At 48.0% G+C, this 16,068-nt stretch carries 17 protein-coding genes; all 17 read left to right on the top strand.

The genetic code is table 11. The annotated features are described in order from the left end of the window. The first annotated feature begins 1 nt into the window (after window position 1). The 17 genes from fliI to CSW98_RS03775 all read left to right on the top strand — a co-directional run bounded on the left by fliI (window position 2) and on the right by CSW98_RS03775 (window position 16,065). Window positions 2–1,333: a flagellar protein export ATPase FliI gene (gene fliI, locus CSW98_RS03855; RefSeq protein WP_100799109.1), complete on the top strand. Its 1,332-nt coding sequence runs from the start codon at window positions 2–4 to the stop codon at window positions 1,331–1,333. 19 nt (window positions 1,334–1,352) lie between these two features. After that, window positions 1,353–1,787, top strand: a complete 435-nt coding sequence (fliJ, locus tag CSW98_RS03850; protein ID WP_100799108.1) for a flagellar export protein FliJ — start codon at window positions 1,353–1,355, stop codon at window positions 1,785–1,787. 128 nt (window positions 1,788–1,915) lie between these two features. Then, window positions 1,916–3,841, top strand: a complete 1,926-nt coding sequence (locus tag CSW98_RS03845) for a flagellar hook-length control protein FliK (RefSeq protein WP_100799107.1) — start codon at window positions 1,916–1,918, stop codon at window positions 3,839–3,841. A gap of 66 nt (window positions 3,842–3,907) precedes the next feature. Beyond that, entirely contained in the window at window positions 3,908–4,417 is a 510-nt protein-coding gene (gene fliL / locus CSW98_RS03840) for a flagellar basal body-associated protein FliL (protein ID WP_100799106.1), read from the top strand. Between the two features lie 7 nt (window positions 4,418–4,424). Then, window positions 4,425–5,468, top strand: coding sequence for a flagellar motor switch protein FliM (gene fliM / locus CSW98_RS03835; RefSeq protein WP_100799105.1), 1,044 nt, complete (start codon window positions 4,425–4,427; stop codon window positions 5,466–5,468). Window positions 5,469–5,497: 29 nt separating this feature from the next. Beyond that, window positions 5,498–5,902, top strand: coding sequence for a flagellar motor switch protein FliN (gene fliN / locus CSW98_RS03830; RefSeq protein WP_100799104.1), 405 nt, complete (start codon window positions 5,498–5,500; stop codon window positions 5,900–5,902). Between the two features lie 4 nt (window positions 5,903–5,906). Then, complete coding sequence (gene fliO, locus CSW98_RS03825; RefSeq protein WP_100799103.1) at window positions 5,907–6,287, top strand: flagellar biosynthetic protein FliO; 381 nt, start codon at window positions 5,907–5,909, stop codon at window positions 6,285–6,287. A 16-nt stretch (window positions 6,288–6,303) separates the two neighbouring features. After that, window positions 6,304–7,146: a flagellar type III secretion system pore protein FliP gene (gene fliP / locus CSW98_RS03820; RefSeq protein ID WP_443083648.1), complete on the top strand. Its 843-nt coding sequence runs from the start codon at window positions 6,304–6,306 to the stop codon at window positions 7,144–7,146. A gap of 14 nt (window positions 7,147–7,160) precedes the next feature. Next, a complete protein-coding gene (gene fliQ / locus CSW98_RS03815) occupies window positions 7,161–7,430 on the top strand; it encodes a flagellar biosynthesis protein FliQ (RefSeq protein ID WP_100799101.1) in 270 nt (89 codons plus the stop codon). Window positions 7,431–7,444: 14 nt separating this feature from the next. Beyond that, window positions 7,445–8,227 (top strand): flagellar biosynthetic protein FliR, encoded by a 783-nt coding sequence (fliR, locus tag CSW98_RS03810; RefSeq protein WP_100799100.1) that lies wholly within the window; start codon window positions 7,445–7,447, stop codon window positions 8,225–8,227. 9 nt (window positions 8,228–8,236) lie between these two features. After that, complete coding sequence (flhB, locus tag CSW98_RS03805) at window positions 8,237–9,367, top strand: flagellar biosynthesis protein FlhB (protein WP_100799099.1); 1,131 nt, start codon at window positions 8,237–8,239, stop codon at window positions 9,365–9,367. 153 nt (window positions 9,368–9,520) lie between these two features. Next, on the top strand, window positions 9,521–11,614 hold the full coding sequence (gene flhA / locus CSW98_RS03800) for a flagellar biosynthesis protein FlhA (protein WP_100799164.1): 2,094 nt from the start codon (window positions 9,521–9,523) through the stop codon (window positions 11,612–11,614). Window positions 11,615–11,674: 60 nt separating this feature from the next. After that, complete coding sequence (gene flhF / locus CSW98_RS03795) at window positions 11,675–13,249, top strand: flagellar biosynthesis GTPase FlhF (protein ID WP_100799098.1); 1,575 nt, start codon at window positions 11,675–11,677, stop codon at window positions 13,247–13,249. Between the two features lie 13 nt (window positions 13,250–13,262). Then, window positions 13,263–14,150 (top strand): MinD/ParA family protein, encoded by an 888-nt coding sequence (locus CSW98_RS03790; RefSeq protein ID WP_100799097.1) that lies wholly within the window; start codon window positions 13,263–13,265, stop codon window positions 14,148–14,150. Continuing rightward, complete coding sequence (locus CSW98_RS03785) at window positions 14,143–14,877, top strand: RNA polymerase sigma factor FliA (RefSeq protein ID WP_100799096.1); 735 nt, start codon at window positions 14,143–14,145, stop codon at window positions 14,875–14,877. The genes CSW98_RS03790 and CSW98_RS03785 overlap by 8 nt, the downstream gene beginning before the upstream one ends. A 44-nt stretch (window positions 14,878–14,921) precedes the next feature. After that, window positions 14,922–15,290, top strand: coding sequence for a chemotaxis response regulator CheY (gene cheY / locus CSW98_RS03780; protein WP_100799095.1), 369 nt, complete (start codon window positions 14,922–14,924; stop codon window positions 15,288–15,290). Between the two features lie 55 nt (window positions 15,291–15,345). Beyond that, window positions 15,346–16,065 (top strand): protein phosphatase CheZ, encoded by a 720-nt coding sequence (locus CSW98_RS03775; protein ID WP_100799094.1) that lies wholly within the window; start codon window positions 15,346–15,348, stop codon window positions 16,063–16,065. Window positions 16,066–16,068 lie beyond the last annotated feature (3 nt).

Genomic DNA, 16,068 nt, shown 5'->3' with positions numbered 1-16,068 from the left:
CATGTTGCCCCTTGCCGAACGCCTCTCTCAGTATAAAACCCATGGTCTGACGACCCGGGCAATTGCCGCCGGGAAACTGGTCCGGGTGGTCGGTCTGACTCTGGAAGCCATCGGTTGTCGTGCCCCTATCGGTAGTCTGTGTAAGGTTGAAACCCTGAACGGAGAAATGGAAGCTGAAGTCGTGGGCTTTTCCGGTGATAATCTATTTCTTATGCCCAGTGAGCAGATTACTGGTGTCCTGCCGGGGGCAAAAGTCACCCCTATGACAGGAGACAGTGGTCTTCCTGTCGGTATGGAACTGCTTGGACGGGTTATTGACGGGGTTGGTAATCCGCTGGACGGATTGGGGGAAATCTACACTGAGCACAGAGCCTCATTCAGTTCTGAACCTATGAATCCTCTGTTACGTAAGCCTATTTCTGAGCCGCTGGATGTCGGTCTGAAAGCCATTAACGGTCTGTTGACGGTAGGAAAAGGACAACGGATCGGTCTGTTTGCTGGTTCTGGTGTGGGTAAATCCGTTACCTTGGGAATGATGACCCGAGGGACGACGGCACAGGTTGTGGTTGTTGGTCTGATTGGTGAACGGGGACGAGAAGTTAAAGAATTTATAGAAGAAATTCTGGGTGAGGATGGCCGCAGACGTTCGGTCGTTGTGGCTGCGCCTGCGGACTCATCACCATTGATGCGCTTAAAAGGCTGTCAGACTGCATTGACGATTGCAGAATATTTTCGTGATCAGGGACTGGATGTGCTGTTACTGATGGATTCACTGACCCGGTTTGCTCAGGCTCAGCGTGAGATAGCCCTTTCGGTGGGTGAGCCTCCTGCGACTAAAGGTTATCCGCCATCGGTATTTGCTAAATTGCCGGCACTGGTTGAAAGAGCCGGTAATGGTAGTCCGGAGCAGGGCTCAATTACGGCCTTTTTTACCGTTCTGACTGAGGGTGATGATTTGCAGGATCCGATAGCCGATGCTTCCCGTGCCATTCTTGATGGTCACATTGTTCTGTCGCGGGAAATGGCTGATGCTGGTCATTATCCGGCAATTGATGTTGAAAAATCCGTTAGCCGGGTTATGCCGCAGATCACATCGGAAGAACATGTGCTGATGTCGAAAGCGGTCAGGCAGATCCTGTCTATTTGTCGTAAAAATCAGGATCTGGTTTCTATCGGTGCTTATAAACCGGGAACTGACAATGCAATTGATAGTGCATTTACTATTAAACCTAGTCTGGATCAGTATCTGCAGCAAAGTATGAAAGAGTCTGTACCGTACGATATGTGCATCAATATGCTGCGTAATGTACTGCAGACTGCTGGCAGCCACTAATACAGCCGGGAGGTGACACGTGGATAATGCGCTGGACTTTCTGCTGGAACAGGCGAAAGAACGAGAGAATCAGGCGGTACTGGCACTGAATAAAGCCCGCAATGAGCTGGAAGGCTATTACCATCAGGTTGAACAGATTGAACAGTATCGCCTCGATTATTGCAGACAACTGGTTGAGCGTGGACAGAATGGCCTGAGTGCCAGTGCTTACGGTCATCTGAATCGTTTTTTGACTCAACTGGATGACACTCTGACTAAGCAAAAACAGGCTGAAGGCCATTTTACTTCTCAGGTGACAAATTGCGAAGAGTACTGGATGGAAATGCGTAAACAGCGCCGCTCCTATGAATGGATGATCGATAAGAAAAAGAAAGAAAAACAAAGACTGGAAGAAAAACGGGAGCAGAAACAGATGGATGAGTTCTCGACCTTGCAGTTTTCACGACGTAAATAAGCCGGTAGTATTTTCTGGTCTGATTCTTGCAAAAACTCTTGTATAAAACCCGGCTTGTTTAGCAATGTACAGACCGGAATGATTTGCTCAGGTCAGATGGCTTGTTTATTTGCAGAAGAGATCCGTTTATGAATCAAAGTTCCCTGTCAGTTACTGAAAGTGGTAAATCCGCTGCCCTGCTCAAAGCAGGGGCTGCTGGTGTCAAATCTTCTGATGAGGCTGGTGATGCTGAAGAGTCCGGTAGCTTTCTGAGTAAGCTGGTTGCTATTTTTCGTTCGGAAGAAAAAGACCCGGATACGAAAGTTACAGAAACTTCGTCGGCTGAGTCAGGCACGGCTTCTGAAAAATTATTACTGACTGATGAAAGTGAAGAAATCGCTACCGAGCCTGAAACTGACTTTGTGTCTGATGCTCAGGAATATCAGGTGTCAGCAGATGACCCGGCAGAACAAACGGATTCTGAGAATACTTCAGTCTCCAGCAAGGCCAGTCAGGCGATGTATTCTGGTAACCGATTACTGGAGAGGCTGGATGAGTCGAATCAGGTATTACAGGGAACTTCCGGCAAAGATTTGCCTCGCTCTGAGCAGATACTCACAGCAGATGCAAAAGCCAGCCAGATAACGGGCGCAGAACAGCAGAGTCCGGATATATCTTTACAGCCGCAGCAGATGGTAAGCATCGAACATAGAGTGACAGGATCTGATCCGCTTATAGCTGGGCAGGATGCTGTGCCAGCAGAGGTTCAGAAGACTGTTTCTGACGGTGTTTCTGTTCAGGGTGTCCCGGTGATGTCTTCTGAGTTGAGTGCAGAACTGCAGACTCAAGATATAACAGCAGATCCAACTGGGGCCGAACATTTGGTGAACACAAAGCAAGGTGTTGCCGGAGGCGAATGGGATGTCCAACTGGAATCAATGCCTGATATGCAGACAATTCATCGTGCGGTCATGCAGGGAAAGACAGTGACCCCGGAAACGGCTCATACAGAAAAATTCCCTGAGTCACAGGCTGCGCTGGTGTGGGATACGCAGGTAGCAGAAACTCCGCTGATGGTACCAGCTTCTTCTGAAATGCAGTTACTTTCCCCTGGTGTTGGTGATCCGGTTGTACAGGTTAGTACATCCGAACAGAGTTTTCTTGCCCAGGATGAAGGAGAACTTTCTTTGCAGGAGCAAGCTACGGTTATGGACGCAGGAAAGACTTCAGTGGATCTCAGTAAGCTACAATCTGAGTCATTTTCCAGTCAGTCTCAGAACCGCCATCAGCTGCTGCATCAGCAGGTGGCTCAGGCACAATCTATGGCTCAGATATCACCTCAGCAAGCGGAAAAATTGCAGGCATCACCCCTGACGACGGCAACACTGGTTCAGCCTGAGTTGAACACTGCCGGGATGCCGTCTTTTGCGGCTAATACGGTTCCGGCAGGAAATGTTCAGGAAATGAAAACCATGCTGGCAACCACTGCCGGAGTGAGCGGAGCAAAAGGTCTGTCAGCAGCCAAAAACGGTAATAAAGATTCAGAACTCTCTCAGCAACTTGCTGGTCTAGCCGGACAGCAGGGAAGTACAACGGTTCAGAGCCGTATCGAAGCTCAGCAGGCAACAGGCACTCAGCCAGCGTTGCAGCTGAACCGGGATATGGCCGGAGATCAACTCGCTGAGCGGGTGCAGATGATGATGTCTAAGAACCTTAAGAATATTGATATAAGACTGGATCCGCCGGAGCTTGGACGCATGCATATCCGCATGACAATGCACGGTGACGGAGCTTCAGTTCAGTTCACGGTCGCAAATCCACAAGCCAGAGATATGGTTGAGCACGCAATGCCCAAATTACGGGAAATGTTGGCTCAGCAGGGGGTTCAGCTTGCAGATACCTCTGTTCATCAGCAAAATAGCGGACAGCAGCGTCAGTACTCTGCCGGAAACGGTTCGGGTGGTGAAAGCAGCTATCAGGGACAGAAGCCGGATGAGGGGACTAACCTTGATGAAGGCATCAATCTGGATGTGAATATTGCTGCAAAAGATGATGGAATCAGTTATTACGCTTAATATGTTGTCAAACACTGATATATTTAAGGTAAATCATCCTATAGCAACGACTGGCAGAGAGAAATTATGGCAGAAGAACAACAACCTGGTGGTGAAGAAGCCCCAAAAGGTAAGAAGAAATTACTGATTATCATTATTGCAGTCGTGGTCTTGTTGGTTGGTGGCGGTGGTGCCGCTTTTTTCCTGATGGGGTCAGATGACTCTGAGGAAGGTACTGAAGAACAGGCAGCAGCTGTGCAGCAGGTTGCTCTTCCTGATCCTGCGGCATACGTCAATATTGCACAGCCATTCTTGTTTAATGTGACAGGAAAGCAAAAAGACCGGATGGTACAGATTAAAGTGCAACTAATGGTGAGAGGCAGTGAAAATGAAAGTCTGGCCAGACACCATTCTCCGTTGGTGGAAAGTACACTGCTGTCTACTTTTGGTTCGGCTAGTCTGGATCAGCTCCGAACCCCGGGGGGAAGAACCCAGTTGCGGGATCAGGCAACAAAAGATATTCAGGCAACCTTGCAGGAAGTTGTTGGTAAGCCAGTTATCGAAAAAGTGTTATTCACCGATTTTGTAATTCAATAGGTTTCATGTGACAGATCTACTAACACAGGATGAAATCGACGCCCTTTTACATGGGGTCGATGATGTCGATGATGAAGATGATGAGCTGGATGCGGACGTTGGCGATGCCGTCTCGTTCGATTTCTCGTCTCAGGATCGTATTGTCCGTGGGCGGATGCCGACCCTGGAACTTATCAATGAGCGTTTTGCCCGGCATATGCGGATCAGTCTGTTTAATATGTTGCGAAAAACAGCCGAGGTCTCTATCAACGGCGTACAGATGATGAAGTTTGGTGAATACCAGAATACTCTGTACGTTCCTACCAGTCTGAATATGGTGCGTTTCCGGCCTCTGAAAGGTACGGCACTGATCACAATGGAAGCCAGACTGGTATTTATTCTGGTGGAGAATTTCTTTGGTGGGGATGGCCGTTTTCACGCAAAAATTGAAGGACGGGAATTTACCCCAACAGAGCGGCGGATTATTCAGCTGCTGTTGAAAGTTGTTTTTGAAGATTACAAAGAAGCCTGGTCGCCTGTGATGGGGGTTGAGTTTGAGTATCTGGACTCTGAAGTTAACCCGAGTATGGCGAACATAGTGAGTCCGACCGAAGTTATTGTAGTCAGCTCGTTCCATATTGAGGTAGACGGTGGTGGTGGTGATTTCCATGTGGTTATGCCTTATTCCATGGTGGAACCGATCCGTGAGCTTCTGGATGCCGGTGTTCAGTCGGACAAGATGGAAACGGATGTTCGCTGGAGTTCCGCACTGCGCGAAGAGATCATGGATGTTCCGGTTAACTTCAGGGTTAACCTGCTGGAAAAAGATATTTCTCTGCGGGATTTGATGGAATTGAGACCCGGAGATGTGATTCCTATCGATATGCCGGAAAATGCAGTAATGTTTGTGGAAGAGTTACCGACATACCGGGTGAAAATGGGGCGCTCAAACGAAAAACTGGCAGTGCAGATTTCTGAAAAAATTAAACGTCCTGAAGTGGTTAAAACCGATATTGCAATATTGGGTACAGATTTGATGTCTGAAATAGACAACGAAAAAGATGAAGATTAAACCAAGAGAGTGGTAGCAGATAAATGACTATGGATCCGAGTGAAGACCAAAGACTGGCGGATGAATGGGCGGCAGCATTGAGTGAAGATCCGTCTGCTCATGGGTCAGATGATATAGATGTTGCACCATTGGAAGAGCTGTCTGACCAGTCTACGCCAATTTCAGATGATGAACGTCGTAAACTGGATACGATTATGGACATTCCGGTTACCATCTCGATGGAAGTCGGACGTTCGCAGATCAGTATCCGTAACCTGCTACAACTTAATCAGGGTTCGGTTGTGGAACTGGATCGTGTTGCCGGGGAATCACTGGATGTGATGGTCAACGGTACTCTGATCGCGCATGGTGAAGTCGTTGTGGTCAATGATAAGTTTGGTATCCGTCTGACTGATGTGATCAGTCAGACTGAACGTATTAAAAAGCTCAGATAAGCTTATGAACACAACGCAAGGGGGCGCCCCGGAACTGGATTTGCTGACAACATTCGGCTCGCTGATATTTGTTGTCGCTCTGATCCTTGGTCTGGCCTGGCTTCTCAGACGGATGCGGCTTCCGGCCATGGGGAATCAGAAAGGGCTGGCTATTGTTCGCCAGATCCCCGTCGGTCCGAAAGAACGTATTGCTGTGGTGAAAGCGGGTGAGGAACAGTTCCTTGTTGGAATGACAGTTCACTCCATTAATTTGATCGCCAGACTTGAGCAGCCTGTCGATACCGGGCAAATGTCGGATGGTGAGCATTCCGGAGGAGATAAGCAGGTGGCAGATTCGTTTGCCGGTCAGTTTAGCCAGCTTTTGAGAAAACATGATAAGAAATAACCTCTTCGCTGCCCTGATGGCTGCGTTTGCCATTTTTCTATTCAGTCCGGTTTATGCGGCTGAAGATAGTCTGAGTACACCGATCCCTGCTTCTGCTACGGGAGCTGGCGATGTTACTGTCACTGCAATGGAGCAGGATCGCGGAGCCGGACGCACTATTGCCAGCGGAATGAGTTCCGGTGGGGCCGGTATTCCGGCATTTACCATGACGACCAACCCGGATGGCAGTGAAGATTACTCCGTTAATCTGCAGATCCTGGCTCTGATGACCATGCTGGGTTTTTTACCGGCGATGGTTATTCTGATGACGGCTTTTACCCGAATAGTTGTGGTGATGTCGATTCTGCGTCAGGCAATGGGGCTACAGCAAACGCCATCGAATCAGGTTATCGTCGGAATTGCTATTTTCCTGACGTTCTTTGTTATGTCACCTGTCTTTGACCAGGTGAACCAGACAGCTGTCCAGCCCTATCTGAATGAAGAGATCACCGGCAGAGAAGCTTTTGACCTGGCTCAGAGACCAATGAAAGCCTTCATGCTGAAACAGACAAGAGTGAAGGATCTGGAAACCTTCGTGAATATCTCCGGTTCTGATGCCCAGAATCCGGAAGATGTGGCTATGAGCGTGCTGATCCCCGCATTTATTACCTCTGAGCTGAAAACCGCATTCCAGATCGGCTTTATGCTTTTTCTGCCGTTTTTGATCATCGACCTTGTTGTTGCCTCTATCCTTATGGCGATGGGTATGATGATGCTTTCACCGATGATTGTATCCTTACCCTTTAAACTGATGCTGTTTGTACTGGTCGATGGATGGAACCTGATCCTGTCGACACTGGCCGGCAGCTTTGCCTTATAGCGAAGGAACGGTGTATGGAACCTGAACTGTTTGTCGAAATATTCCGTAGTGCTTTGTGGGTGGTGCTGGTACTGGTTTGTGCAACGATTATTCCCAGCCTTCTGGTGGGGCTGGTTGTTGCGATTTTTCAGGCGGCAACATCTATTAACGAACAGACACTGAGCTTTTTGCCGCGTCTTATAGTGACACTGGTCGCATTGATGTTTGGGGCTCACTGGATGGCGCAGACCCTGATGGAATTTTTCTTTGAAATGGTTGAGCGCATACCTTCCGTCATCTATTAGGTCACGGAGATAAGATGGAATATCCGACTAGCATTGTACTTGACTGGATTGCCAATTATTTTTGGCCTTATACCCGTATTTCAGCCATGTTCATGGTGATGACAGTCACCGGAGCCAAATTCGTTTCTTCGCGTATCCGCCTGTATCTCGGATTGGCGGTCACTTTTGCGGTTATACCTGCGCTGCCGGTGGTTCCACAGGACATTATGCTGCTTTCTTTTCCCGGTTTTATGACGACTCTTGAACAACTGGTCATTGGTATGGCAATGGGTATGGTCACCCAATTTATACTACAGACATTCGTTATGCTAGGGCAGATACTGGGTATGCAGTCGAGTCTGGGGTTCGCCTCTATGGTTGATCCGGCAAACGGGCAGAATACACCGCTGGTCGGGCAGTTGTTTATGTTTCTGGCGACGATGTTTTTCCTTGCCAGTGATGGCCATCTGAAAATGATTCAACTGGTAGCGTTAAGCTTCAAGACCTTGCCTATCGGTACGGGAAAACTGACCGCTGTTGATTTTCGGGAAATGGCACTCTGGATGTCACTGATGTTTAAGACGGCTCTGGCTATGTCTTTGTCAGGGATTATTGCCCTGCTCACGATTAACCTTTCTTTTGGTGTAATGACTCGGGCAGCACCACAACTGAATATTTTCTCTCTGGGTTTCGCGTTTGCATTAATTATTGGCTTGTTGCTGAGCTGGTATATTATGCTGGGGCTGTATAGCCATTACGAATTGTACTGGAACGAGGGCGAGCAGCAGATCTGCGACCTTATCCGGCTGGCGTGTTAGGAGGCTGATTTGGCAGAATCAGACGGACAGGAACGCACAGAAGCCGCCACACCCCGACGGTTACAACAGGCGCGGGAAAAAGGGCAGGTTGCGCGTTCTAAGGAACTGGCTTCTGTTGCCGTACTGGTTGTCGGAGCTGTAGCTTTGATGATGTTTGGTGAGACTCTGGCTGACGGATTGCTGACGTTGATGAGACGTTTGTTCTCGTTGAGCAGGAATGAAATTTTTGATTTTACCAAGCTGCTGAATATTGCCTCCGGAGCCTTACTGTATTTGCTTCTGCCGCTGGGTATGATCCTTATTACTTTGTTTGTTGCCGCTATAATCGGTGCTGCCGGGCTTGGTGGCATCAGTTTCTCCGTTGAAGCTGCCATGCCTAAGCTCTCCAAAATGAATCCTCTCAGTGGGATTAAGAGGATGTTTGGCCTGCAGAGCTGGGTCGAGTTGGTCAAGTCGATCCTTAAAGTGATGCTGGTTGCCGGCGTCGCATTCTACCTGATTAATAAATCGAAGGAAGATTTGTTCCAACTTAGCATGGATGTGTTCCCGGAAAATATTTTTCATGCGCTTGATATTCTGCTGAACTTTGTGCTGCTCATCAGTTGTTCGTTACTGATTGTTGTTGCTATCGATATTCCGTTTCAGATATGGCAGCATGCAAATCAGCTGAAGATGACCAAGCAAGAGGTTAAAGACGAATACAAAGAAACCGAAGGTAAGCCTGAAGTTAAGGGGCGGATCCGGATGTTGCAGCGTGAAGCGGCGCAAAGACGTATGATGGCGGAAGTTCCCAGTGCTGACGTGATTGTGACCAACCCGGAACATTTTTCAGTAGCACTGCGCTATAACTCGGCAACAGACCGGGCACCAGTCGTGGTGGCTAAAGGAACAGACCATATGGCGCTGAAGATCCGGGAAGTAGCACGTGAGCATAATATCTATATTATTCCTGCTCCCCCACTGGCTCGGGCTTTGTACCATTCTACCGAACTGGAGCAGCAGATCCCGGACGGTCTGTTTACTGCAGTGGCTCAGGTGCTGGCCTATGTCTTCCAGCTTAAACAGTATCGGAAGCGTGGGGGCAAGCGCCCGGTTCTGAAAGATGAAAATATGCCGATACCACCTGATCTGCGTTATTAGACAGATTGCTGACTTTCTGTCTTTTACAGCACAATCCCGTTATGGTTCGCACCCAGTCAAAATAATGACATAATGGCTGGACTGAAACTTGCATTTACCTGTCAACATCTTGATTTCAAAGTTCTTCATCTGATTGGAAAGTCTGGCTATATTATGAAATTTAACCTGCCATTTGCAGATAGAATGCCTTCTTTGCCGACCCGGGCACTGCCGGCTATCGGTGCTCCGGTTCTGGTTCTTGCTACTCTGGGGATGATCGTCCTGCCGATGCCCCCATTCTTGCTGGATCTGTTCTTTACCTTCAATATTGCTTTGGCAATGGTGGTTTTGCTTGTGACTGTCTATACCCGACGGCCTCTTGATTTTGCTGCCTTTCCGACAGTACTTCTGGTTGCTACCCTATTACGTCTGGCCTTGAACGTGGCTTCGACCCGGGTGGTATTACTGTACGGGCATGAAGGCGGGGATGCTGCCGGTAACGTGATTGAGGCTTTCGGTAACGTGGTGATTGGTGGTAACTATGCCGTTGGTCTGGTGGTCTTCCTTATCCTGATGATCATCAACTTTATGGTGGTAACCAAAGGTGCGGGACGTATTTCTGAAGTAAGTGCCCGCTTTACGCTGGATGCCTTACCCGGCAAGCAGATGGCGATTGATGCGGATCTGAATGCAGGGTTGATTGATCAGGAGCAGGCAAGAACCCGACGGTTTGAGGTAACCAAAGAAGCAGACTTTTACGGTTCGATGGATGGTGCTTCTAAGTTTGTAAAAGGGGATGCCATTGCAGGTATCCTTATTCTGTTTATCAACATCATTGGTGGTCTCAGCATCGGGATGGGGCAGTTTGATCTTGAATTTGGTAATGCGATTCAAATCTATACCCTGCTGACTATCGGTGATGGTCTGGTTGCCCAGATCCCGTCACTGTTGCTGTCTATCGGCGCTGCAATCATGGTAACCCGTCAAAATACCGATGAAGATATGGGTCAGCAAATGGTCTTTCAGATGTTCGATAATCCGAAAGCACTGATGATCACATCCGGTATTCTGGGAGTGATGGGGATCGTACCTGGTATGCCACATATCGCTTTTCTGTTTCTGGCCGTTCTTGCCGGAGCCGGGGCGTATTTTATCGATAAAAAACAGAAGAAAGCAGCGGAAAAACCAAATCTTCCTGAAGTCAGAGAAGGGGAGCTCCCGGTTCAGAAAGAACTTTCCTGGGATGACGTTCAGCCAGTGGACATTATCGGACTTGAGGTTGGTTATCGTCTGATCCCCATGGTTGACCGGGATCAGGGGGGAGAGCTGCTTGACCGGGTTAAAGGTGTGCGAAAAAAACTGTCGCAGGATTTTGGTTTTTTGATCCCTGCGGTACATATCCGGGACAATCTGGAACTGACACCGAACAGTTATCGTATCACTTTAATGGGGGTGGCTGTCGGTGAAGCTGAAATACGGCCAGATCAGGAATTAGCGATTAACCCGGGCCAGGTGTACGGGGTAATTGATGGAGAGCCAACGGTTGATCCGGCGTTTGGGCTGGACGCGGTTTGGATTAAGGCAGATCAGCGGGAGCATGCTCAGGCTCTTGGTTATACCGTGGTGGATTCTGCCACCGTTCTTGCGACCCACCTAAGTCAGCTCTTGACCAATAATGCAGCTCAGCTCATCGGTCATGAAGAAGTACAGAACCTGCTGGAGATGTTGGGACGTTCTGCACCTAAACTGGTTGAAAATTTTGTTCCTGACCTGTTGCCTCTGGGGGTTGTGGTTAAGGTTCTGCAAAACCTGCTTAATGAAGCGATACCTATCCGGGACATCCGTACTATAGTCCAGACTCTTTCTGAATACGCGGGCAAGAGTCAAGAACCTGACATTCTAACGGCGGCTGTTCGTATCTCTCTGAAACGGCTTATTGTTCAGGAAATCAATGGGATAGAGCCCGAGTTGCCGGTTATAACTTTGATTCCGGAACTGGAACAAATTTTGCATCAGACCATGCAGGCATCGGGTGGTGAATCAACAGGTATCGAACCGGGTCTGGCAGAGCGACTACAGTCCTCTCTCAGCCAGGCAACACATGAACAGGAACTGAAAGGCGAGCCTGCTGTGTTGCTGACATCCGGAGTACTCAGAACGACATTAGCCAAGTTTGTAAAGAACACCATTCCAAATTTACGGGTGCTTTCCTATCAGGAAATACCGGATGAAAAACAGATTCGTATTGTACAGGCTGTAGGAAACTAATGTGGCGTTTGCAGTCGTAGTCAGCAAACCCTCCAGAATCATTAACCTTGGATAAACGCCTTGAAGATAAAAAGATTTTTTGCAAAAGACATGCGAACCGCACTGCTCCAGGTGAAAGAAGAACTGGGTGCAGAGGCTGTGATCATGTCTAACAAAAAGGTGACTGGTGGGGTTGAGATAGTTGCTGCTGTCGATGGTGAGCCAGCAGCGGCCGTGTCTTCACAGTCATCTTCCTCTCGCTATTCAAGTGATTACCCTGGCATGGCTTCATCAGCACCCCGTCAGCAGGAGCGTCAGCTTCAGGATGACAGGGTCAGCCTGAGAAACAGTGACGGGAGAAAGGGGTACGATATGCCAAACCCGCATCAGGCTCATTCCTACGGGCAACAACATAACCGTAACAGTGACACCGGTTCCATGACAAAACGCTTCGCCAGCATGCTTCGCCAGTATAGCGGTGAAGAATCGGCTCCGGATCAGAGAGGAAAGACAGAAGCTGATTCGCTGGCTGCATTGCTGAAGCGCCAGCAGGAAGGGCGTGAGAATCAACCGGAATCGCGGCAGAAAGGTGGTCTGATCTCTTCTTCTCTTGGTGATGATTCCGGCCTTGCCCGACTGATAGCAGAAGACCGCAGAGTGAAGAAGCCAGAGCCCCGGTTAGATCCTACACGATATGACCGTTATGCCACTGTTTCCGAACAGAATACCGATGCTGCACATGAACTTGAGTCTATGCGCGAGGAGATGATGTCTATCCGGCGGTTACTTGAACATCAGGTATCTGGCCTTATGTGGCAGGAAGTCGAACGCAGAGAGCCGTTGAGAGCGATGCTAATCAAGCGGCTGGAACGCATGGGATTGTCATCGGAACTGGCTGACCAGCTTGCTTGTTATATTCCTGAAGATACACCTCCGGCTCAGGCATGGAAAGCACTCTTAGGTTTGGTTTCTGACCAGATAGTTGTTACTAAGAGCGATATTCTGAAAAAAGGCGGTGTAGTTGCTTTGCTTGGACCTACCGGGGTTGGGAAAACAACCACTATTGCCAAGCTGGCTGCTCGTGCTGCTATGGAGTACGGGGCAGATAATGTGGCATTGGTAACCACGGATACTTTCCGTATCGGTGCACATGAACAACTGGCTATTTATGGAAGAATTATGGGATGTCCGGTAAGAATTGCTAAAGATTCCGAGCAGTTGGCCGAGATTATATATCAGCTCAGAAATCGTCGTCTGGTTCTGGTTGATACTGCCGGTATGGGACAAAGAGATGTCCGGTTGTCAGAACAACTGGATACATTGATGCAGGACAGTGGCGAGGTGATCAACAGTTATCTTGTGCTGCCGGCTACCGCACAGAGGAAAGTACTGCAGGAAACGATAGATCATTTTAAACGGATCCCTTTATCCGGGTGCATTCTGACCAAGCTGGATGAGTCACTCAGTCTTGGAGAGTTTATCAGTGTCGTTGTACAGAACGCTTTGCCACTTGCTTATATCGCAAACGGACAGCGGGTGCCGGAAGATATTGTAATTGCTCAGCCTAAGTACGTAGTTGCTAAGGCAAATGAATTGTTGGAGAAGTCGACAGAAGACGAACCGCGTTATTGGACCAGTGATAACGACGGTATCTAGGCGGCGGACGATTATGACAGAGAATATGATACAAGACCAAGCAAGCGGCTTGCGCCGTTTAACACAGCCAACTCTGACAAAGGTTATTTCGGTAACTGGCGGTAAAGGTGGTGTGGGTAAAACTAACGTGACTCTGGGGGTCGCCATTGCAATGGCCCGACAGGGTAAAAAAGTGATGGTACTTGATGCTGACCTAGGGCTGGCTAATGTGGATGTCATGCTTGGCATTAGACCCACCCGGAACCTGAGCCATGTTCTGGCTGGTGAGTGCGAACTTAAAGATGCGATGGTTGAAGGTCCTTATGGTATAAAGATTATCCCGGCGACTTCCGGTACGCAGAGTATGACGGAACTGAGCCATGCTCAGCATGTAGGATTAATTCGTGCATTTGGTACTCTTGAAGAAGAGATGGATGTATTATTAATTGATACTGCTGCTGGCATATCCGACATGGTCGTGAGTTTTTCACGTGCGGCGCAGGATGTTATGGTTGTAGTTTGTGATGAACCTACGTCAATTACTGATGCATATGCTTTAATTAAGCTATTGAGTCGTGAACATCAGGTACAACGTTTTAAAATTGTTGCAAATATGGTCAGAAGCTACCGTGAAGGCCGGGAATTGTTTGCAAAGTTGACATTGGTCACAGAGCGCTTCTTGAATGTGAGCCTTGAACTCGTAGCATGTATACCGTTAGATGATAAAGTTAGACAGGCAGTAAAAAAACAGAAAATTGTGGTAGATGCGTTCCCGCGCTCTCCGGCTGCATTGGCGATCAGTTCGCTGGCGAATAAAGCCCTGACCTGGCCTATACCAAATACACCGAGCGGCCATCTGGAATTTTTTGTAGAGAGACTGCTCAATAGACGAGAACCTGTAGGAGAGCCTTTTGGTGAATAAGGTGCTGACATATGACCAACGTGCAAACGTTAGAGGTCAGCAGTCATTTCTGGAGCAGTATTCAGATTTGGTTAAGCGCATCGCTCACCATTTGCTGGGGCGCCTGCCGCCGAGTGTATTAGTCGATGATCTGATTCAGGCTGGTATGATTGGCCTGATTGAAGCTCAGCAGAACTATGACAGTACCAAAGGTGCAAGTTTTGAAACCTATGCGGGTATTCGTATCCGGGGTGCTATGCTGGATGAAGTACGGAAAGGCGACTGGGTTCCCCGTTCTGTACACCGGAATAATCGTACTATCAGTCAGGCTATTCATGAGCTTGAAATGAAATTAAAACGTGATCCTACGGACGCGGAAGTTGCAAAACATCTTGAAATGTCGCTGAAAGAGTATCATTCTGCGCTTTCCGATATAAATTGTTCACGCTTGGTTGGTATAGACGATTTAGGGGTTTCCGAAGATGTTATTTCTCCGCTTGAAGAAGCGGAAGAAAATACCCCTTTTCAGGGGGTTGCAGACGAGAATTTTCGCCATGCTTTGGTCGAATCGATCAAAAGTTTACCTGAAAGGGAAGCATTAGTTCTTTCACTTTATTATGATGAAGAGCTAAATTTAAAAGAAATTGGAGAAGTGTTGGGTGTCAGCGAATCTCGCGTTAGCCAGATACATAGCCAATCAATGCAACGTTTACGTGCTAAGCTCAGTGCGTGGACACAACATAATTAATTACACTGACTTGAACCTCAGTGGAGGTAATTTTGAATAAAAACATGAAGATCCTCATTGTTGATGACTTTTCAACAATGCGCCGAATTGTAAAAAACCTGCTGCGTGACCTGGGCTTTAACAATACTCAGGAAGCAGATGACGGCTTGACTGCGCTACCAATGTTGAAAAATGGTGAATTTGACTTTGTTGTGACTGACTGGAATATGCCAGGAATGCAGGGGATTGATCTGCTCAAAAATATTCGTGCAGATGATGAACTGAAGCATCTTCCTGTGCTGATGATTACAGCAGAAGCAAAGCGTGAGCAGATCATCGAAGCTGCTCAGGCTGGCGTGAACGGCTACATCGTTAAGCCATTTACAGCAGCAACGTTGAAAGAGAAGCTTGATAAGATCTTCGAACGTCTGTAATTCATTGATAATAATTTAAAAATATCAAATACTGCGTTGGAAGGATCTTTTTAGGATGATTTCATTAGAGCAAGCTAAACAGATGGTAACCCTGCTGGAAAACGGTCAGCAGGATGAAGCCAATCAGATAGTTCAGTCACTATTTCTGGGCAAGGATCACCCTATGCTTCAGGAAGTAGGTTCATTGACCAGACATTTGCACGATGCACTCAATAATTTCCGGAATGATCCCAGAATGAGTGAAATCGCCAGAGAAGAAATTCCTGATGCCAGGGACAGACTGGAATATGTTATCGCGAAGACTGAAATGGCAGCTAACCGTACAATGGATGCGGTAGAAAGTTCTCTCCCCATTGCAGATAACCTTCACGAGTGCCTGCTGCAAGTCAGGCCAACCTGGAATGAACTGATGAAGGGGCGCATAGCGCTTACGGATTTTAAGGCACTTTGCTATAAGATAGACAAATTGCTCTGTCAGGTGGAAGGGGACAGTACTGAATTACGTAGTCAACTGACGGACATTCTGATGGCTCAGGATTTTCAGGATCTGACCGGACAGATTATCACACGGGTGATTACGTTAGTGCGTGAAGTTGAAGACAGATTAGTCGAAATTGTGACTGCATTTGGTGTTGAACAACCAGATATTCAATCTGAGACAGTAAAAAAAGCTTCTATTGAAGCTGAGGGGCCGATACTGAACCCTCATGAACGAGAAGACGCTGTTTCATCTCAGGACGATGTCGATGACTTGTTATCGAGTCTTGGATTCTAAGGG

The sequence above is a fragment of the Vibrio sp. HA2012 genome (genome assembly GCF_002812955.1).
In the GTDB taxonomy this organism is placed as follows: Bacteria; Pseudomonadota; Gammaproteobacteria; order Enterobacterales; family Vibrionaceae; genus Vibrio.
This window is presented reverse-complemented; position numbering and strand designations above follow the sequence as displayed.